Source organism: Streptomyces sp. NPDC001858, from assembly GCF_053594615.1.
Window position 1 is genome coordinate 66,585 of record NZ_JBSFEV010000001.1, and the last position, 18,323, is coordinate 84,907.

The following is an 18,323-nucleotide window of genomic DNA, read 5'->3' on the forward strand; positions in this document are numbered from 1 at the left end:
GCCCGATCGTCGACGGCTTGTGGAAGGAACGTTCATGGTTGCTGCTCCGGTGCTGGAGGAGCTGCGGGAGGTCTGCCAGCCGCACGCCAAACTGGCCAGCCGCAACGGCGAACACTGGGCGGGCCGGCTCTACATGCGGCGGATCTCCCTGCGCTTCACCCGCCAGCTCGTGCGCACCCGCGTCACCCCGGACCAGCTGACCTGGACGATGGTGGCCTGCGGGGTGCTGTCCGGCGCGGCCCTGCTGATCCCGGGCCTGGCCGGGGCCGTCCTCGCCGCGCTTCTCATGCAGCTGTTCCTGCTCTTCGACTGCGTGGACGGCGAGGTCGCCCGCTGGAAGGGGCAGAACAGCGCGACCGGCATCTACGTCGACCGGCTCGGCGCGTATCTGGCCGACGCGGCCCTGATGATCGGCTTCGGCTTCCGGGCCGCCGAGTCCGGGCTCGGGGAGTGGAACGGGTTCAACGGGTGGGTGTCGCTCGGCCTCGTGACCGCGCTCGGCGTGGTGCTGCTGAAGGCCTCGACCGACCTCGTGGACGTGGCCCGCGCCCGGCGCGGGCTCCCCGTCGCCGACGACGAGGCCGCCGCGCCGCGTTCGCAGGGCGTCGCCTCGGTGCGCCGGCTCGCCGCCGCCTTCAAGATCCATCGGGTGACCAACGGCATCGAGGCCTCGCTGGTCCTCCTCGTCGTCGCGTTCGCCGACGTGGCCACCGGCGGCATCGAGCCGACCCGCTGGGCGCTGGCCGCCATCGCCGTGATCACCTGGCTGATGGTTCCGGCGCATCTGCTGTCGATCCTGTCGTCGTCCCGGCTGCGCTGACGACCTCCAGGTACGCGTGCAGACGGCCCGCCCCCGCCAGCATCGCGCGGGTGCGGGCCGTCAGCGTGTGCGCGCGGGCCGCGAGCGCCGCCCGCAGCGCCGTCTCGCTGCCGCCCTCCCGGCGCAGCTCCGCCAGCACCGGCCCGATCTGCGCGAACAGATGGCCGGCGCGGCGCAGACTGTGCACGATCCGGGCGTCCCGGACGTCGGCGGGGCCGTAGCGCCGGTAGCGCGTCCCGCGTTCGCGCGGCGGGCCGATCAGCCCGGCCGCCTCCCACACCCGCAACGCGGACGTCCGCACGCCGAGCAGCCGGGCCACCTCCCCGATGCGCAGCCCTGCCCCCGCGTGCGGCGCCGACGCGGGCTCCGCCCGCAGCGCCTCCAGCGCCTCGCCCGTCACCCGTAGCGCGAGACGCTCCTCGTGCAGGGCGGCGTGGGCCGCGTCGACCAGCGCGAGCGCGGCCGGGACGTCGCCCTCGTGCACGGTCCGCATGATCCTGGCCGCCGCCACCGGGCCGTAGCTCGCCACCAGCGCGCGGTAGGCCAGCAGCGCCTGCCGGTGCAGCTCCGTGAACGTGCGGTAGCCGGACGCCGTGCGCTCGGCCGGCGGGAGGACGCCCGCGTCCTCGTAGTTGCGGATCTGCTGGGTGGAGAGCCCGGCGAGCCGGGCGAGGTCGACGGAGCGCAGACGCTTCATGGGCTGCGGCGGCATGTTCGTCGTGTCATGGGCTCAGCGACCGCCAGATGCGGTCGGGCAGCAGCCGGGCCGCCGCGTCGAGGTCGACGTCGTCGTCGACGCCGGACAGCCACCGGCGCGCCACCCCGATGACCGGACCGAGCACCAGGGACTCGACGAGGGGCAGCGGGAGCGGGGCCAGCTCCCCGGCTTCGACGCGGGGCCGGATCCAGGTGGCGAACGCCGCCAGCCGGGCCTCCCGGGGCAGGAGCCGCGCCGCGTCCGGGTGGTCGCGGACGAACGCCAGATACGTCCGCACGATCGCCCGGATGCCCGAGCGGGCCGTGCGCGCGCCCGCGAGGGCCGCGGTCAGCTCGTCCACCAGCCGGTCCAGCCAGCGTTGCGCCAGTGCGGACAGCAGACCGTCGAGGCTGCCGAAGTGGTGGTAGAGGCTGCCGAGACTGACCCCGCTGGCCTTGGTGACGGCGCTGACCGTGAAGCCCTGTTCCCCTTCGGCGGCGTACACGCGCAAGGCGGCGTCCAGGAGCAACTCGACGGTGACCTCGCCGCGTTGCTGCTTCGGGCGCTGCTTGGTGCTCATCGAACAGGTGTCCTTGATCGATCTGCTGTCCCAGCCAGAGTAGAGCACCCGGATTTCTAGAGCCGATTTCTAGAAAAGGACTTCGATTGCGGCGCAAGCCGGTTCACACTGGGCGCGTGTCCTTGCCGGAGATTCCCATATCGCTCACGCGACAGCAGGCCGCGGCCGGTGTCGTCCTCACCGTCCCGCTCGCGGTCGGCTCCGTCCAAGTACGTATCCCGCCCACCCGGGACGGCGACCTCGTCCGGGCCTGGGTCGACGGCCAGGAGGTGCTGCTGCGCATCCGGGTCATCGGCGCGGATCGCCCCGTGCGCAAGGTGCTCACCGTGCTCGGGGCCGTCGCCGCGCTCGTGTTCGTGGTGGTCCTGATCGACTCGGGCGGCGGGGACGGCGACACCGTCGGCTCCCCGGGCAGCACGTCGTCCTACGAGCCCTACAGCCCCGACCCCACCTACTACCCGTATACCGAGGACCCCTCCACCGACGATCCGTACACCGACGATCCGTACACCCAGGACCCCTTCGCGGAGGAGACCGTGGCCCCCGACCCCTTCGAGTCCGGGACCTGTCTCAACGGGACCCTGCCGGACTCCACGGTCGCGCAGCCGGTCTACAACGTGGACGAGGTGTCCTGCTCGGCGTCCGACGCGCACTACAAGGTGATCCAGAGGTTTTCGTTCACGTCGGACATGAGCATGTGCGACGCCAACCCCCGTACGCAGTACGCGTTCTCGTACAGCTACACACTCAACGGAGCGGCCATCAACGAGTACGTGTACTGCCTGATCGGCCTGGGTTCGTACGCACGCTGAGCTCTGTTCTCAGCTCTGGGGCGGCTGCGGGTCCTCACCGGACTCGCGGCGCTTCAGCTCCTCCTCGCGGCGGCGCAGATCGGCCTCCCAGTCCTTGAGGAGCGCGTCCTCGTCCTTCTCGCTCTCCTCGTCCCCCTTCTCGCCCTTCTCGCCCTTCAGGGACTTCAGGAACTCGGGGTTGTCGTCCGGGGCGACCCACTCGGTGCGGGCGGCCTTGGACGTGCCGCCCGCGCCGCCGCCCGCCGGGGCGTGCCGCACCTTTCCGGCCACCAGCCAGGCGACCGGGCCGACGAGCACCTCGCCGAAGAGCAGGATGATGATGACCCAGACCACCTTCGGCAGCCCGCGCACCTCTTCCTCGGGGGTGTTCAGGCAGTCGATGAAGGCATAGATCCACAGCGCCAGGACCAGCAGGAACGGCAGATACCTGAGCATGGTGGCGGGTTCCCCCAAGTGACGGCGGCAGGGCTTGGGACGGCCCCGGTGACGGGGCCAGGGTAGCCGGTGGCCGATACTGGGACACATGGCTTACGACGATCTTCGTTCCCTGCTCAGGGCACTGGAACGCGAAGGCGACCTCAAGCGCGTCAAGGCCGAGGTCGATCCGTATCTGGAGGTCGGGGAGATCGTCGACCGGGTCCAGAAGTCCGGTGGCCCCGCGCTCCTCTTCGAGAACGTGAAGGGGTCGAGCATGCCCCTCGCGATGAACGTGTTCGGCACCGACCGGCGGCTGCTGAAGGCCCTCGGGCTCAAGTCGTACGCCGAGATCAGCGAGAAGATCGGCGGTCTGCTGCGGCCCGAGCTGCCGCACGGCTTCGTCGGCGTGCGCGAGGCGTTCGGCAAGCTCGGCGCGATGACGCACGTCCCGCCGAAGAAGGTGAAGTCGGGCGACGCGCCGGTGCAGGAGGTCGTCCTGCACGGCGACGACGTGGATCTGGACCAGCTCCCCGCCCTGTTCACCTGGCCGCAGGACGGCGGCTCCTTCTTCAACCTCGGGCTCACCCACACCAGGGACCCCGAGAGCGGCATCCGCAACCTCGGCCTCTACCGGCTCCAGCGCCACGACAAGCGCACGATCGGCATGCACTGGCAGATCCACAAGGACAGCCGCAACCACTACCAGGTCGCGGCGCGCCGCGGCGAGCGGCTGCCGGTCGCCATCGCCTTCGGCTGCCCGCCCGCCGTCACCTACGCCTCCACCGCCCCCCTCCCCGGCGACATCGACGAGTACCTCTTCGCCGGGTTCATCGCCGGCAAGCGGATCGAGATGGTCGACTGCAAGACCGTGCCGCTGCAGGTGCCGGCGCAGGCGGAGGTCGTCATCGAGGGCTGGCTGGAGCCCGGCGAGATGCTGCCCGAGGGCCCCTTCGGCGACCACACCGGCTTCTACACCCCGCAGGAGCCGTTCCCGGCCCTGAAGATCGACTGCGTGACGATGCGGAAGCGGCCGCTGCTCCAGTCGATCGTCGTCGGCCGCCCGCCGACGGAGGACGGCCCGCTGGGCCGCGCGACGGAACGCTTCTTCCTGCCGCTGCTGAAGATCATCGTCCCGGACATCGTGGACTACCACCTGCCCGAGGCCGGCGGCTTCCACAACTGCGCGATCGTCTCGATCGACAAGAAGTACCCCAAGCACGCGCAGAAGGTCATGCACGCGGTCTGGGGCGCGCACATGATGTCCCTGACCAAGCTGATCGTGGTCGTCGACGCCGACTGCGACGTCCACGACCTGCACGAGGTCGCCTGGCGGGCCCTCGGCAACACGGACTACGCCCGCGACCTGACGGTGGTCGAGGGCCCGGTCGACCATCTCGACCACGCCTCCTACCAGCAGTTCTGGGGCGGCAAGGCAGGCATCGACGCGACCCGGAAGTGGCCCGAGGAGGGCTACACCCGCGACGGCGGCTGGCCGGAGATGGTCCTGTCCGACCCGGAGACGGCGGCCACGGTCGACCGCCGCTGGAAGGAGTACGGCCTGTGAGCTCCGCCTCCGCCGCCCTTCCGCAGCCGGGGCGCACCAAGGCGTTCCTGCGCCTGGTGATGATCGAGCACTCCGTCTTCGCGCTGCCCTTCGCCTACATCGCCGCCCTGACGGCGATGTTCCAGCTGGACGAGAACATCCACTGGGGACGGCTGCTGCTCGTCACGATCTGCATGGTGGGCCTGCGCACCTTCGCGATGGCCGTCAACCGGATCATCGACCGCGAGATCGACGCCCGGAACCCCCGGACGGCCCACCGCGAGCTGGTCACGGGCGCGATGTCCGTCCGCCACGCCTGGACCGGCGCGCTGATCGCCGTCGTGATCTTCCTCGGCTCGGCGGCGCTGCTCAACCCGCTGTGCCTGGCCCTGGCCCCCGTCGCGGTCATCCCGATGGTGGTTTACCCCTACGGCAAGCGGTTCACGAACTTCCCGCAGGCCATCCTGGGACTCGCCCAGGCGATGGGGCCGATCGGCGGCTGGCTGGCGATCACCGGCGAGTGGTCCTGGGACGCGGTCGTCCTCGGGCTCGCCGTCGGCATCTGGATCGGCGGCTTCGACCTGATCTACGCCTGCCAGGACATCGAGACCGACCGGGAGACCGGCGTCATGTCGGTGCCGGCCCGCTTCGGCATCCCGGCGGCGATCAGCGGCGCGCGCGTCTGCCACGCGCTCACCACGGCCCTGCTGGTCTGGTACGCGCTGCTGACCGACGCGGGCGCGTTCTTCTGGCTGGGCCTGGTCGTCGTCGCCGGCGCGTTCCTCTACGAGCACACGATCGTGCGCCCGCACGACCTGTCCCGTCTGAACAGGGCGTTCTTCTCCGTCAACGGCTTCATCGGCATCGCCCTGTTCGGGTGCGCGCTGCTGGACCTCCTGGTACGGGGGCTCACGGTATAGCGGTGCGCTCTGCGGGAAGTGCCGCGATGGGCCGTCCTTCCGCTGCGGCACCGTCGTGGCTGGTCGCGCCCGCGCGGCGGAGCCGCATATGTCAGAGCCCCGCGCCCCTTCAGGGCGCTGCCGAACCGGAGCCGAATTCGCCCGACCCGCTTAGCGCCCACCGGTCCTGAAGACCTCCGCGCTCACCGGTACGCTCAAGGTGTGAACGCAGGAGAAACGCAGCGCGTGCCTTGGATCGTGGGGGTGTCCGGGGCGTCCGGTACGCCCTATGCCGCCGCCGTGCTGCGTGCGCTGCTCGCCGGGGGCGAGAGCGTGGACCTGGTGGTCAGCCGGGCCTCGCGGCTCACGCTGCTCGACGAGACGGGGATCTCCTTCCGGGACGCGCACTGGCGGGACGACCTGCGGGAATGGCTGGCGCGCGGGGCGGACGGAAAGCCCGGCGTGTTCGACGTGACCGACGCGGCGCTCGACCGGGTGCGGTACTGGGGCGCGGGGGATCTCGCCGCCGGACCGTCCTCGGGGTCGTATCCCGCGCGGGGGATGCTGATCGTCCCCGCCTCGACCGCCTGCGTCGCCGGGGTCGCCCTCGGGCTGTCGAAGGATCTGCTCCAGCGGGCCGCGAGCGTGACGCTCAAGGAACGCCGGACACTCGTCGTCGCCGTCCGCGAGACGCCGTTGAACGGGCAGACGCTGCGTCATCTCGTCGCCCTGGACGACGCGGGCGCGAGCGTGGTGCCCGCCTCCCCGGCCTTCTACGCGGGGGCGACCCACATCCAGGACCTGGTCGACTTCGTCGCGGGCCGGGTGCTCGACGCGGCGGGGGTCGCGCACGGGCTGTACCGCCGCTGGAACGGCGAACTGGGCGGAACGCGGACCGACTGAGCACCGTCTGAGTACTTCGCACGAGTGCTTCGCATGAGTGCTTCGCAGTAGAGCTCAACTCCTCAGGAACTTTGATCGGAAGGCTTCGATTCGCATGGACGCGGTGGACAGGCAGCTCATCCAGGCCCTGAGGGAGAACGGCCGGGCCTCCTACGCCGAGCTGGGGCGCCTCGTCGGACTGTCGGGACCCAGCGTCACCGACCGCATCAACCGGCTGGAGGCGGCCGGTGTCATCACCGGCTACCGCGCCACGGTGAACGCGGCTCAGCTCGGCCTCGGCGTCACCGCCCTCATCGGCATCTCCCTCTCCGACGCCGCCGACCACGAGGACGTGGCGAACCGGATGAAGGACCTGAGCGAGATCGAGGACTGCTGGTTCATCGCCGGCGACGACTCGTTCATGCTCAAGGTGCGGGCGAACGACGTGGACGGCCTGGAGAAGATCATCAGGCGGCTCAGCGGGACCAAGGGCGTGTCCCGGACCCGTACCACGATCGTGCTCTCCACGAAGTGGGAGAACCGGGTCGGAGAGCTGCCCGAAGAGGTGTAGCCGTGGGCACGTACGGTGGTGATGTCGTCGGAGAAAGGTGTGGTGCGGGCATGGACGTCGGGCTGAAGCGCGAGCTGGAGGAGAAGGTCGGGGCCGGTGAGCGGCTGACCCGTGAGGACGGCATCGCGCTGTACGAGTCGGACGACCTCGCCTGGCTCGGGGGTCTCGCCCACCAGGTGCGCACCCGCAAGAACGGCGACGTCGTGCACTTCAACGTCAACCGTCACCTCAACATGACGAACGTGTGCACCGCGTCCTGCGCCTACTGCTCGTTCCAGCGCAAGCCGGGCGAGAAGGACGCGTACACGATGCGCATCGAGGAGGCGGTCAAGCTCGCCAAGGCGATGGAGGGCGAGAACCTCACCGAGCTGCACATCGTCAACGGCCTGCACCCCAGCCTGCCGTGGCGCTACTACCCGCGCTCGCTGCGCGAGCTGAAGGCCGCGCTGCCGGACGTCTCGCTGAAGGCCTTCACGGCCACCGAGATCCACCACTTCGAGACGATCAGCGGGCTGTCGGCGTCGGAGATCCTGGACGAGCTGATCGACGCGGGCCTGGAGTCGCTGACCGGCGGCGGCGCGGAGATCTTCGACTGGGAGGTCCGCCAGCACATCGTCGACCACCGCACCCACTGGGAGGACTGGTCGCGCATCCACCGCCTGGCGCACGAGAAGGGTCTCAAGACCCCGTGCACCATGCTGTACGGCCACATCGAGGAGCCGAAGCACCGGGTCGACCACGTCCTGCGGCTGCGCGAGCTCCAGGACGAGACCGGCGGCTTCCAGGTCTTCATCCCGCTGCGCTACCAGCACGACTTCGTGGACATGAAGGACGGGAAGGTACGGAACCGGCTGCAGGCCCGGACCCAGATGGCGACGGGCGCGGAGGCTCTGAAGACCTTCGCGGTCTCCCGGCTGCTCTTCGACAACGTCCCGCACGTCAAGGTGTTCTGGGTCATGCACGGCGTGCAGACGGCGCAGCTGGCGCTGCAGCACGGCGCGGACGACATGGACGGCTCGGTCGTCGAGTACAAGATCACGCATGACGCGGACAACTACGGCACGCCCAACAAGCTGACCCGCGACGACCTGCTGGACCTCATCCGGGACGCCGGCTTCCGCCCGGTGGAGCGCAACACGCGCTACGAGATCATCCGCGAGTACGACGGCCCGGACCCGGCCCGCCGCGAGTCACCGCAGCCGATGCGGGTGTGAAAGCCGGCCGGGTCGGTGAAAGTCGGCCGAGGCGGTGAAAGTTGGTTGAGGCGCGGGTGCGGTAATGGCTAGCCTGCGCCTATGACCCTTACCTTCACCCTCGACCCCGCCCTCACCCCCGAGCTGCGCGACGGTCTCCTAGACGTCTGGACGGACGCCTCCAACGCCGGCGGAGCCATCGGATTCGTGGCCCCCGTCGAGCGGGAGACCGTCCGCCCGGAACTCGTCAAACACTTCGCGGCGATGGCCGAGGGCCGCCATCGGCTGCTCGTCGGACAGGACGCGGCCGGCGAGGTCGTCGCGGCCGCGTTCTTCGCCTTCAACACGCACCGGCTCCAGACGCACTGGGTCTGGCTGTACACGGTGATGGTGCACCCCCGGCGGCAGGGCCAGGGACACGGCCGCGCCCTGCTGGCGGCCGCCGCCGACGCGGCCCGCGGCTTCGACGGCGTCGACGCGATACGGCTCTCCTGCCGCGGCGGACTCGGCCTGGAGAGCTTCTACGGCTCCTGCGGCTACAAGGAGGTCGGCCGCATACCCGGCGCGATCAGGGTCGCTCCCGACGACCACCGCGACGACGTCATCATGCTGCTGCCGTTGGGCTGAACCCCGCTGCGAGATCGACCGCCGGGCATGCTTCACTGGACGACGGCCCCTTTTGGATTCGGAAGAGTGGATTGACATGCTCCGCTACACACTGATGCGTCTCGGTGTCCTCGCCGGCTGCCTCGTGGTCGTCGGGGGCCTTGTCTACTCGGGTGTCTTCCCGCGCGGCCTCGGCGACTCCAACGGCATGTGGGTCATCCTGCTCTCGCTGGTGATCTCCGCGCCGATCAGCTTCGTCGTCCTGCGCAAGGAGCGCGACCGCGCCTCGGTGACGGTCGTGGAGCGGGTGGACCGCATGAAGGCCAACCTGGAGGCCAACCGCTCCCAGGAGGACGAGACGATCGACTCGACCCACGCGCAGGGCCAGGCGTCGTAGGGGAGTTGCTCCCGTCCGGGCCCAACTACGCTGGTCCCATGGGTGCCGTGAAGACCAAGCGGATGCCGCGTGCGGTCCGTGAGCAGCAGATGCTGGATGCCGCCGTGGAGATCTTCGGGCGGCGCGGGTACATGGCCGCGTCCATGGACGAGATCGCCGAACTCGCGGGCGTGTCCAAGCCGTTGGTGTATCTGTACCTGAACTCCAAGGACGAGCTCTTCACCGCCTGCATCCGTCGGGAGGCGGCGGCGCTGGTGGCCGCGGTGCGAGCCGGCGTGCGCACCGAGCTGCCCGCCGACCGGCAGCTGTGGGACGGGCTGATCGCCTTCTTCGCGCACACCGCGGCGCATCCGCACGCCTGGTCCGTCGTACACCTCCAGGCCCGTACCCACGGCGAGACCTTCGCCGTCGAGGCCGCCGCGATGCGCGAGGAGATCGTCGCGTTCGTGACGCAGCTGATCGCCGTCGCCGCGCGGGAAGCTCACCGCGATCCCGACCTCCCCGAGCGTGAGGTCGCCGGTCTCGCCGAGGCCCTGGTCGGCGCGGCCGAGTCCCTCGCCACCTGGGCCAACACCGCCGACGGCGTCACGGCCCGGCAGGCGGCGACGACCCTGATGAACTTCGCCTGGGCAGGCCTGGGCAACCTGATGGAAGGCCACCCCTGGTCCCCCCAGGAGCCCCCACAGGAGGGCTAACCCAGGGTGAGTGGGTCCACGTGGCCGGTCACGTGGAGGCGGCCCGCCTCCTCCGTGCCGCGCAGTTCGAACCGCTCGCCGTCCGACGCGAACGCCACCGTCCCCGGCAGCAGGACCGGGGCCCGGAACTCGGCGTGGGTGTGGACGGCCGGCGGAGTGCCGTGCGCGGCGAGGCAGCGGGCGACGGTCCACATGCCGTGCGCGATGGCGCGGGGGAAGCCGAAGAGGCGGGCGGTGAGCGGGTGCAGATGGATGGGGTTGCGGTCGCCGGAGACGGCCGCGTAGCGCCGTCCGACATCCGCGGCGAGCCGCCACTCGTCCAGGACGGGCAGGGGCTCCTGGCGCGGCAGGGACTCGGCCGCAGGGGTGGGCTCGGTGCGATGCCGGGCCAGATAGGTGCTCGTCGACTCCCACACGACGGCCCCGCCGCCGTCCCCCGCCTCCCTCAGCTCCGTGACGACGACCGCCTCCGTCCCGCGTCGATGCGGTGCCAACTCGGCGACGTGCACGGAGAGTTCGTAGGCGTCCGCGGACGCGAGCGCGCGGTGGCGGGTGATGTCGATCGACGTGTGGACGAGGCCCAGCAGCGGCAGCGGGAAGGCGCGGCCGCTCATGAGGGCCATGGCCAGCGGGAAACCCAGGACGTGGGGGTAGGTGACCGGCAGGCCGTCCGCGCCGGTGGCGAACCCGCACACCCGCTCGTAGCGGGACAGCCGGTCGACGTCGACGCGCAGTCCGGGCAGGACGAGCCGGTCCCCGGCGAACGCGGCCCCCGGGCGGGGTCTCTTGAACGGCGAGAGCAGCGCGCCCCGCGCGAGCAGCGGCCCGAGCGACGGCGTGCTGCGCAGCAGTGCGGTCATCACGCCCCCAGCAGACTCTGGCCGCACACCCGCACGACCTGCCCGTGCACCGCGCCGGACGCGGGATGGGCGAGCCAGGCGGTGGTCTCGGCGACGTCGGCGGGCAGCCCTCCTTGCGCCAGGGAGTTCATCCGGCGGCCGGCCTCGCGGATGAACAGCGGGACGGCGGCCGTCATCTTCGTCTCGATGAAGCCCGGTGCCACCGCGTTCACCGTGATCCCGTGCTCGGCGAGCGCGCGCGGCGCGAGGGAGCGGACCAGCCCGGCGATCCCCGCCTTGCTCGCGCCGTAGTTCGTCTGCCCGGCGTTGCCCGCGAGCCCGGCGATGGACGCGGTGGCCACGATCCGGCCGCCGGGCCGCAGGGCCCCCTTGGCGAGCAGCGCGTCCGTGGTGCGCAGCACGCTCGCCAGGTTGACGTCGAGCACCGAACTCCAGCGCTCGGCGGGCATGTTGACCAGTCGCCGGTCCCGGGTGATCCCCGCGTTGTGGATCAACACGTCGAGTCCGTCGGGGAGTTCGGCGGCGATGCGCTCGCCCGCGTCGGCGGCGGTGATGTCGAGGGCGAGGGCGCTGCCGCCCAGCCGCTCGGCGACCCGGCGGGCGTCCGCCTCGGCCTGCGGTACGTCGAGCACGACGACGTGCGCGCCGTCCCGGGCGAGGGTCTCGGCGACCGCCGCGCCGATGCCCCGCGCACCGCCGGTGACGAGCGCGGTGCGGCCGGCGAGGGGCAGCGCCCATTCGACGGCGGCCTCCGGCCGCTCGGTGCCTACTCCGATCACCTGGCCGCTGACGTACGCCGACCTGGGGGAGAGGAGGAAGCGCAGGGTGGACTCGGCGGCGGACGCGTCGGTCAGCCGGACCAGGTTCACGGTCCTGCCCCGCCCGATCTCCTTGCCGAGAGAGCGCACGAACCCCTCCAGGGCCTGCTGCACGGCCGCCCGGTGGTGGTCGTCGGCGGTCGTCGAGCCGGCGTCGAGGGGCGCGCCGAGGACCACGACGCGCCCGCTCGGCGCGATCGACCGCACGACCGGGTGCAGGGCCGCGTGCACCTCGGCGAGCGTGTCGACGTCCCGGACGCCGGTCGCGTCCAGGACGACCGCGGCGGGGTCGGCGGAGCCGTCGAGGGGCAGCCCGGTGCGGGCCAGGACGGGTGCGAGATCGAGGGCCGTCGTCCCGGCCGTAAGGTGGACCAGACTGCCTGTGAGGGACGGGTGTTCGGGCGACCAGCGCCTGAGCGCCGCCGGCTGCGGAAGGCCGAGCCGCCGAGTGAGGAAGCGGCCGGGCGCGGTGGCGGTGAAGCTCAGATAGCGGTCGGCCATGTTCGTCTCCCACGGGCTCGGCACACTTGCTTACTCCGGAGTAAGGTTACCCTGGGTAAGTCTAGGTCAAGGGCGAGGAGCAGGTCGAGATGAGTGCCCAGGAACCGTCGGATCCTTCGAAGCCGTCGGAGCCTTCGCGGCTCAGACTGGTGGGGTCGACGCCGAAGCAGCTGACCCCCATCGAGCCCCCGAGGGCCCGCCGCGTCGCCGTCGTCGCCGGCACGCGCATCCCCTTCGCCCGCTCCGACGGCCCCTACGCCACCGCCTCCAACCAGGAGATGCTGACGGCCGCGGTGAACGGGCTGGTGAACCGTTATGCCCTCGATGTCCCGGGCGTGGTGGGCGAGTTCGTCGCCGGCGCCGTCCTCAAGCACAGCCGGGACTTCAACCTGGCCCGCGAGACCCTCCTCGGCTCGAAGCTGGACGCCCGCACCCCCGCCTACGACATCCAGCAGGCCTGCGGCACCGGTCTCCAGGCCGTGATCGCCGCCGCCAACAAGATCGCCCTCGGTCAGACCGACTCCGCGATCGCGGGCGGCGCGGACACCGCGAGCGACGCCCCGCTCGGCGTCAACGACCGGCTGCGCCGCATCCTGCTGGAGGCCCGCCGGGCGAAGTCCACCGGCGCCCGCCTCAAGGCCCTCGCGCAGCTCCGCCCCGCCCAGCTGATCCCCGAGATCCCGCGCAACGCCGAACCGCGCACCGGCCTGTCCATGGGCGAGCACGCGGCGATCACCGCCCGCGCCTGGGGCGTCGAACGCGAGGCCCAGGACGAACTGGCGGCTGCCAGCCACCAGCGGCTCGCCGCCGCCTACGAGCGGGGCTTCTTCGGCGACTTGGTCGTCCCGTTCCGCGATCTGGCCCGCGACCAGAACCTGCGCCCGGACTCGACGCCCGAACAACTCGCCCGCCTGAAGCCGGTGTTCGGGGTCGACGGCCCCAACCCGACCATGACGGCCGGTAATTCGACCCCGCTGACGGACGGCGCGGCCGTCGTGCTCCTCGCCTCCGAGGAATGGGCCGAGGCCCGGGGCCTGGAGCCGCTCGCCTACCTGACCGCGTACGAGACGGCGGCCGTGGACTTCGTGCGCGGCGATGTGGCCGGCGGCGAGGACGGGCTGCTGATGGCCCCCGCCTACGCCGTCCCGCGGATGCTGGAGCGGACCGGTCTGACGCTGGCCGACTTCGACCTCGTCGAGGTCCACGAGGCCTTCGCCTCCCAGGTGTTGGCGACGCTCGCGGCCTGGGAGAAGCGCGGCCTCGGGCCGGTGGACCGGGACCGGCTGAACGTCGCCGGGTCCTCCCTCGCGACCGGCCACCCGTTCGCCGCGACCGGCGCCCGCATCGTCGCCACGCTGGCCAAGCTGCTCGCCGAACAGGACGGCCCCGCACGGGGGTTGATCTCGATCTGCGCGGCGGGCGGACAGGGCGTCACCGCGATTCTGGAACGAACGTGAAGGATCCTCACATAACCCCCGAGATTGCACAGCCCTAGCCCCGAAACATCCCGGAACACGCACAGGCCCCACACGTGAGCGCCGTACGATCCCCTACCTAACCGGGGGTAACCCCTGTCTTAGGGGGCACACCGGTTGAACGCGTCGGTGCGCGAAGCACGTACGTAAATGCAGCAAGCAGTTTCGTAGCTGCACGCCCAGGGAGCCGCCCGTGTCCACCCCGTCTTCAGCTTCAGCCGCAGGGTCGGTCTTCGCCGACTTCGACGCTCCCCCCACGCTCGTCGCACCCGAGACGCGACGACTCGACGGCGCCGTGCGCGAGGCGTCCGTCCCGGCGCTCGCGCGCCCGGTGACGTACGGCTCGCTCGCCGACCTGCCCTACGACAACGCGGCCGCCGCCCCCGCGGCGGTGGTGCTCAGCCGCAAGGCGCAGGACGGCCAGTGGGCGGACGTCACGGCGGAACGATTCGCCGCCGAGGTCCACGCGGTGGCGAAGGGGCTCATCGCGGAGGGCCTCGCCCCCGGCGACCGGCTCGCGATCATGGCCCGGACGCGATACGAGTGGACGCTGCTCGACTTCGCCGCCTGGGCCGCCGGGCTGGTCACCGTCCCCATCTACCCCACCTCCTCGGTCTTCCAGACCCGCTGGATCCTCCACGACTCCGGCGCGGTCGCCCTCGTCACCGAGACGGCCGGCCAGGCCGCGGCCCTCGGCCCGGAACTCGACCGGCTGCCCGACCTGCACCACCTGTGGGTCATGGAGAAGGGCCATGTGGACCGGCTGATCGACGCGGGCGAGCACGTCCCGGACGCCGAGGTCGAGATCCGTCGCGGGATGCTCGTCCCCGACACGCTCGCCACCCTCGTCTACACCTCCGGCACCACCGGCCGCCCCAAAGGCTGCGCGCTCACCCACGGCAATTTCTTCGCCGAGGTCGACAACGCGATCGAACTCCTCAACCCGGTCTTCAGATCGAAGAACGACGACGAACTCTCCGTCCTCCTCTTCCTCCCCATGTCCCACGTCTTCGGCCGGATGGTCGCCATCGCCTGCATCCGCGCCCGGGTCCGCCTGGGCCACGCCCCGAGCCTGAAGGCGGACGAACTCCTCCCCGACATGGCGGCCTTCAGACCCACCTGTCTGCTGGCCATCCCCTACATGCTGGAGAAGGTCTTCAACACGGCCCGCGCCCGCGCGGAGTCGGGCGGCCGGCTGTCCTCCTTCGACCGCGCGGTCGGCGTGGCCCGCCGCTACGGCGAGGCGGTCGAAGCCCAGAAGACCGGCGACGGCTCCGGCCCGGCTGCCACCCTGCGCGCCGCCCGCACCTTCTACGACCCGCTGGTCTACCGCCGCATCCGCAACGCCATGGGCGGCCGGGTCCGCCACGCGATCTGCGGCGGCTCACCGCTCGGCCGCCGCCTGTCCTCCTTCTACCTGGGCGCGGGAATCGAGATCTACGAGGGCTACGGCCTGACGGAGACGACCGGCGCGTCGACGGTCACGCCCCCCATGAAACCCCGCCTGGGCACGGTGGGCTGGCCCCTGCCCGGCACCAAGATCCGCATAGCCGCGGACGGCGAGATCCTCATCGCCGGCGACCACGTGCTGCGCGGCTACTGGGACCCGGCGGCCGGCGGAGTCGTCCCGGCGGCCCCCGACGGCTGGCTGCCCACGGGCGACCTGGGCGAACTGGACGACGAGGGCTACCTCACCATCACCGGCCGCAAGAAAGAAATGATCATCACCGCGGGCGGCAAGAGCGTGGCCCCCGCACCCCTGGAGAACTGGCTGCGCTCACACCCCCTGATCTCCCAGGCGATGGTCCTCGGCGACGGCCGCCCCTACGTCTCCGCCCTCCTCACCCTCGACCCCGACGGCCTCACCCACTGGCGCCAGATGAACGGCAAACACCCGGTCCCGGCGGAACTCCTCATCGACGACGCCGACTTGAACGCGGTACTCCAACGAGCGATCGACGAGTCCAACAAACTGGTCTCCCGCCCGGAGTCGATCCGCCGCTTCGCCATCCTCCCCACAGACTTCACCGAGTCCTCCGGCCACCTCACCCCCTCGATGAAACTCCGCCGAGAAACAATCATGCGCGACTTCACGACCCAGGTGGAGGGGATGTACGAGGCGCAGCTTTAGCCGGGCGCGCGCTGCATGACGTACTTGTTTCCGATGTCGGGGTCGCCGTAGAAGAAGAACAGCACGAGCTTGTCGTGGGCATCGCGGTCCACGAAGAACCGCCAGGTGTAGGCCGAGGGCACCTCGGGCGACTCCAGGGGGGCCGGTGTGGCGGCGCGTGTGTCGACCGCCGTCCGGGTGGTCATGGTGAGGTTGATCCGCTGGCCTCCGAAGTGGTCGGCCAGTTTCCAGGTCCCCGTGCCGGTCACGCGCCAGGCGTCGTCGAAGTCGAAGTCCTGGCCGTCGAGTTGCCGGAAGGCTGCGGTCCCGTCCGGGCGGAGGGTGAGCCGTGTTCCTTCGACGCACTCCCAGGACCCGGCGGCCTCGGCCGCCTTGGCGTCGTGCAGCCCGGTGCCGTCGTAGTGCTGGTAGGGGCCGGCGAGGCCGGCGGTGCATGCGCTCAGTACGGCGATCAACGCGACGGACGACGCGAGTGACGCACCTGCGAGAGGCCATCTCATGGTCACACCCTCGCAGGTGTTTTGAACGTGTTCAACTTCCCGTGGGCATTGACTTTGCAAGAGCGTCGCGGGACATTTCGGGCTCCGCACCCGGTATTCAGTCATCCATTCGTTCCCTGTGGGCTGGAGTGGGCCATGAACACGAGCGCGGATCCTGCGAGACCTGTCGGAGTGCCCACCCGTAGGGCCGTGCTCGGGGCGGCGACCGCCGGTGCCGGGCTTGCCCTCGTGAGCGGGGCGCGGGCGGCCGATCTTCCGCTTCTCGGCACCTATGACGTCGTCGTCATCGGGTCCGGGGCCGCCGGGATGACCGCCGCGTTGACGGCGGCCAAGCGGCAACTGACGTGTGTCGTCGTCGAGAAGGCGCCGACCTTCGGCGGGTCCGCCGCCCGGTCGGGGGCCGGGATCTGGATCCCGAACAACTCCGTCATCCTCGCCGCCGGGGTGCCGGACACCCCCGCCAAGGCGGCCGCCTATCTCGCCGCCGTCGTCGGGGCGGACGTGCCCGCCGACCGGCAGGCCGCCTTCCTCGCGCACGGGCCCGCCATGCTCTCCTTCGTCATGGCCAACAGCCCGCTGCGGTTCCGCTGGATGGAGGGGTACAGCGACTACTACCCCGAACTGTCCGGTGGACTGCCGGGCGGGCGGTCCGTCGAGCCCGATCAGCTCGACGGCAACCTCCTCGGCGCCGAACTCGCCCGGCTCAACCCGCCGTACCTCGCGGTCCCGGCCGGCATGGTCGTGTTCAGCGCCGACTACAAGTGGCTCGCGCTGGCCGCCGTCAGCGTCAAGGGGGCCGCCGTCGCCACCGAGTGTCTCGCGCGGGGGACGAAAGCCGCCCTGCTCGGGCAGAAGCCGCTCACCATGGGCCAGTCACTGGCCGCCGGCCTGCGCGCCGGACTGCTCGCCGCCCAGGTGCCGGTGTGGCTCAACACCCCGCTCACCGACCTGCTCGTGGAAGGGGGCGTGGTCACCGGCGCCGTCGTCACCCGCAACGGGGTGCCGGGGCTGGTGCGCGCACGGCGAGGCGTCGTCGTCGGCTCGGGCGGGTTCGAGCACAACGCGGCGATGCGGGCGCAGTACCAGCGCCAGCCGATCGGGACCGCGTGGACGGTCGGGGCGAAGGAGAACACCGGGGACGGCATCCGGGCCGGTCAACGGGCCGGCGGAGCCCTCGCGTTGATGGACGACGCCTGGTGGGGACCCGCCATCCCGCTCCCCGGCGAGCCGTACTTCTGCCTCGCCGAACGCACCCTCCCCGGCGGCCTGTTGGTCAACCAGGCCGGCGCCCGCTTCGTCAACGAGGCGGCGCCCTACAGCGACGTCGTCCACACCATGTACGACCGGAATCCGACCGACCCGGACATCCCGGCCTGGCTGGTCGTCGACCAGAACTACCGCAACCGGTACCTCTTCAAGGACGTCGCCCCGACCTTCCCGTTCCCCGCCGACTGGTACAGCTCGGGCGCCGCCCACAAGGCCTGGACCCTGGACGCCCTCGCGGCCTCCATCGGCGTCCCGGCCGCCGCCCTGCGCGCCTCCGTCGACCGGTTCAACACCCTCGCCGTGCGCGGCAAGGACACCGACTTCAAGCGCGGCGACAGCGCCTACGACCACTACTACACGGACCCGTCCGTCCTGCCCAACTCCTGCCTCGCACCGCTCTGGCTGCCCCCGTACCACGCCTTCCGGATCGTCCCCGGCGACCTCGGCACCAAGGGCGGCCTGCGCACGGACGCCCGGGCGCGGGTCCTGCGGGCGGACGGCTCCGTCGTCCCCGGGCTGTACGCCGCCGGGAACGCCAGCGCGGCCGTCATGGGCCACAGCTACGCGGGCGCCGGTTCGACGATCGGTCCCGCGATGACCTTCGGCTACCTCGCGGCCCTCGATCTCGCCGCCGCAGGCTGACTGCCGCCACGGGCTGAC

Annotated in this window: 19 protein-coding genes; 13 read left to right on the plus strand and 6 right to left on the minus strand. The window is 71.3% G+C overall.

Translation table 11 applies throughout. The features are described from left to right. The first annotated feature begins 34 nt into the window (after window positions 1–34). Entirely contained in the window at window positions 35–820 is a 786-nt protein-coding gene (locus ACWCPF_RS00360; protein ID WP_451042737.1) for a CDP-alcohol phosphatidyltransferase family protein, read from the plus strand. Here the strand turns inward: ACWCPF_RS00360 and ACWCPF_RS00365 are convergent. Together ACWCPF_RS00365 and ACWCPF_RS00370 are read right to left on the minus strand one after the other, a co-directional pair. Then, complete coding sequence (locus tag ACWCPF_RS00365; protein WP_451042738.1) at window positions 759–1,532, minus strand: MerR family transcriptional regulator; 774 nt, start codon at window positions 1,530–1,532, stop codon at window positions 759–761. The genes ACWCPF_RS00360 and ACWCPF_RS00365 overlap by 62 nt on opposite strands. Before the next feature lie 10 nt (window positions 1,533–1,542). Continuing rightward, window positions 1,543–2,097: a TetR/AcrR family transcriptional regulator gene (locus ACWCPF_RS00370; RefSeq protein WP_451042739.1), complete on the minus strand. Its 555-nt coding sequence runs from the start codon at window positions 2,095–2,097 to the stop codon at window positions 1,543–1,545. Between the two features lie 116 nt (window positions 2,098–2,213). Here ACWCPF_RS00370 and ACWCPF_RS00375 point away from each other — a divergent pair, with 116 nt between their 5' ends. Continuing rightward, entirely contained in the window at window positions 2,214–2,909 is a 696-nt protein-coding gene (locus tag ACWCPF_RS00375) for an LppU/SCO3897 family protein (protein WP_451042740.1), read from the plus strand. Window positions 2,910–2,918: 9 nt separating this feature from the next. On the opposite strand, the gene ACWCPF_RS00380 is transcribed toward ACWCPF_RS00375, so the two are convergent. Continuing rightward, window positions 2,919–3,344, minus strand: coding sequence for a PLD nuclease N-terminal domain-containing protein (locus ACWCPF_RS00380; RefSeq protein ID WP_451042741.1), 426 nt, complete (start codon window positions 3,342–3,344; stop codon window positions 2,919–2,921). Window positions 3,345–3,432: 88 nt separating this feature from the next. Here ACWCPF_RS00380 and ACWCPF_RS00385 point away from each other — a divergent pair, with 88 nt between their 5' ends. From ACWCPF_RS00385 to ACWCPF_RS00420, 8 genes are all read left to right on the plus strand, one after another. Next, window positions 3,433–4,890 (plus strand): menaquinone biosynthesis decarboxylase, encoded by a 1,458-nt coding sequence (locus ACWCPF_RS00385; protein WP_451042742.1) that lies wholly within the window; start codon window positions 3,433–3,435, stop codon window positions 4,888–4,890. Next, a complete protein-coding gene (mqnP, locus tag ACWCPF_RS00390) occupies window positions 4,887–5,789 on the plus strand; it encodes a menaquinone biosynthesis prenyltransferase MqnP (protein WP_451042743.1) in 903 nt (300 codons plus the stop codon). The genes ACWCPF_RS00385 and mqnP overlap by 4 nt, the downstream gene beginning before the upstream one ends. A 225-nt stretch (window positions 5,790–6,014) precedes the next feature. Further along, window positions 6,015–6,671, plus strand: a complete 657-nt coding sequence (locus ACWCPF_RS00395; protein WP_451043100.1) for a UbiX family flavin prenyltransferase — start codon at window positions 6,015–6,017, stop codon at window positions 6,669–6,671. Between the two features lie 94 nt (window positions 6,672–6,765). After that, the gene (locus ACWCPF_RS00400; RefSeq protein ID WP_319672767.1) at window positions 6,766–7,221 is read left to right on the plus strand and encodes an Lrp/AsnC family transcriptional regulator; all 456 of its coding nucleotides are present in this window, start codon (window positions 6,766–6,768) and stop codon (window positions 7,219–7,221) included. Between the two features lie 50 nt (window positions 7,222–7,271). Continuing rightward, a complete protein-coding gene (gene mqnE, locus ACWCPF_RS00405) occupies window positions 7,272–8,435 on the plus strand; it encodes an aminofutalosine synthase MqnE (RefSeq protein WP_451042744.1) in 1,164 nt (387 codons plus the stop codon). Between the two features lie 81 nt (window positions 8,436–8,516). Further along, window positions 8,517–9,041 (plus strand): N-acetyltransferase family protein, encoded by a 525-nt coding sequence (locus ACWCPF_RS00410; RefSeq protein WP_451042745.1) that lies wholly within the window; start codon window positions 8,517–8,519, stop codon window positions 9,039–9,041. 76 nt (window positions 9,042–9,117) lie between these two features. Then, window positions 9,118–9,417, plus strand: coding sequence for a DUF4229 domain-containing protein (locus tag ACWCPF_RS00415; RefSeq protein WP_451042746.1), 300 nt, complete (start codon window positions 9,118–9,120; stop codon window positions 9,415–9,417). 38 nt (window positions 9,418–9,455) lie between these two features. Beyond that, window positions 9,456–10,112: a TetR/AcrR family transcriptional regulator gene (locus ACWCPF_RS00420; RefSeq protein WP_451042747.1), complete on the plus strand. Its 657-nt coding sequence runs from the start codon at window positions 9,456–9,458 to the stop codon at window positions 10,110–10,112. Here ACWCPF_RS00420 and ACWCPF_RS00425 read toward each other — a convergent pair. Further along, the gene (locus ACWCPF_RS00425) at window positions 10,109–10,972 is read right to left on the minus strand and encodes a MaoC family dehydratase (protein WP_451043101.1); all 864 of its coding nucleotides are present in this window, start codon (window positions 10,970–10,972) and stop codon (window positions 10,109–10,111) included. The two genes, ACWCPF_RS00420 and ACWCPF_RS00425, sit on opposite strands and share 4 nt — an antisense overlap. Further along, window positions 10,972–12,291 (minus strand): 3-oxoacyl-ACP reductase, encoded by a 1,320-nt coding sequence (locus ACWCPF_RS00430; protein WP_451042748.1) that lies wholly within the window; start codon window positions 12,289–12,291, stop codon window positions 10,972–10,974. Before ACWCPF_RS00430 ends, ACWCPF_RS00425 begins: the two co-directional genes overlap by 1 nt. Window positions 12,292–12,461: 170 nt before the next feature. Between ACWCPF_RS00430 and ACWCPF_RS00435 the strand changes: the two genes are divergently transcribed. Next, window positions 12,462–13,748 carry an acetyl-CoA C-acetyltransferase gene (locus tag ACWCPF_RS00435; protein ID WP_451043102.1) on the plus strand — a complete coding sequence of 429 codons (1,287 nt, stop codon included), beginning with the start codon at window positions 12,462–12,464 and terminating at the stop codon, window positions 13,746–13,748. A gap of 211 nt (window positions 13,749–13,959) precedes the next feature. Then, window positions 13,960–15,897, plus strand: a complete 1,938-nt coding sequence (locus tag ACWCPF_RS00440) for an AMP-dependent synthetase/ligase (protein ID WP_451042749.1) — start codon at window positions 13,960–13,962, stop codon at window positions 15,895–15,897. On the opposite strand, the gene ACWCPF_RS00445 is transcribed toward ACWCPF_RS00440, so the two are convergent. Beyond that, window positions 15,894–16,397 (minus strand): hypothetical protein, encoded by a 504-nt coding sequence (locus tag ACWCPF_RS00445; RefSeq protein WP_451042750.1) that lies wholly within the window; start codon window positions 16,395–16,397, stop codon window positions 15,894–15,896. The genes ACWCPF_RS00440 and ACWCPF_RS00445 overlap by 4 nt on opposite strands. A gap of 135 nt (window positions 16,398–16,532) precedes the next feature. Here ACWCPF_RS00445 and kstD point away from each other — a divergent pair, with 135 nt between their 5' ends. Continuing rightward, entirely contained in the window at window positions 16,533–18,305 is a 1,773-nt protein-coding gene (gene kstD / locus ACWCPF_RS00450; protein WP_451042751.1) for a 3-oxosteroid 1-dehydrogenase, read from the plus strand. The last annotated feature ends 18 nt before the right edge of the window (window positions 18,306–18,323 follow it).

Bases quoted from the DNA above. Each gene is read 5' to 3' on its own strand.
- ACWCPF_RS00360 (WP_451042737.1), top strand. From the start codon at position 35: ATGGTTGCTGCTCCGGTGCTGGAGGAGCTGCGGGAGGTCTGCCAGCCG.
- ACWCPF_RS00365 (WP_451042738.1), bottom strand. From the start codon at position 1,532: ATGCCGCCGCAGCCCATGAAGCGTCTGCGCTCCGTCGACCTCGCCCGG.
- ACWCPF_RS00370 (WP_451042739.1), bottom strand. From the start codon at position 2,097: ATGAGCACCAAGCAGCGCCCGAAGCAGCAACGCGGCGAGGTCACCGTC.
- ACWCPF_RS00380 (WP_451042741.1), bottom strand. From the start codon at position 3,344: ATGCTCAGGTATCTGCCGTTCCTGCTGGTCCTGGCGCTGTGGATCTAT.
- ACWCPF_RS00385 (WP_451042742.1), top strand. From the start codon at position 3,433: ATGGCTTACGACGATCTTCGTTCCCTGCTCAGGGCACTGGAACGCGAA.
- ACWCPF_RS00400 (WP_319672767.1), top strand. From the start codon at position 6,766: ATGGACGCGGTGGACAGGCAGCTCATCCAGGCCCTGAGGGAGAACGGC.
- mqnE (WP_451042744.1), top strand. From the start codon at position 7,272: ATGGACGTCGGGCTGAAGCGCGAGCTGGAGGAGAAGGTCGGGGCCGGT.
- ACWCPF_RS00410 (WP_451042745.1), top strand. From the start codon at position 8,517: ATGACCCTTACCTTCACCCTCGACCCCGCCCTCACCCCCGAGCTGCGC.
- ACWCPF_RS00415 (WP_451042746.1), top strand. From the start codon at position 9,118: ATGCTCCGCTACACACTGATGCGTCTCGGTGTCCTCGCCGGCTGCCTC.
- ACWCPF_RS00420 (WP_451042747.1), top strand. From the start codon at position 9,456: ATGGGTGCCGTGAAGACCAAGCGGATGCCGCGTGCGGTCCGTGAGCAG.
- ACWCPF_RS00425 (WP_451043101.1), bottom strand. From the start codon at position 10,972: ATGACCGCACTGCTGCGCAGCACGCCGTCGCTCGGGCCGCTGCTCGCG.
- ACWCPF_RS00430 (WP_451042748.1), bottom strand. From the start codon at position 12,291: ATGGCCGACCGCTATCTGAGCTTCACCGCCACCGCGCCCGGCCGCTTC.
- ACWCPF_RS00445 (WP_451042750.1), bottom strand. From the start codon at position 16,397: ATGAGATGGCCTCTCGCAGGTGCGTCACTCGCGTCGTCCGTCGCGTTG.
- kstD (WP_451042751.1), top strand. From the start codon at position 16,533: ATGAACACGAGCGCGGATCCTGCGAGACCTGTCGGAGTGCCCACCCGT.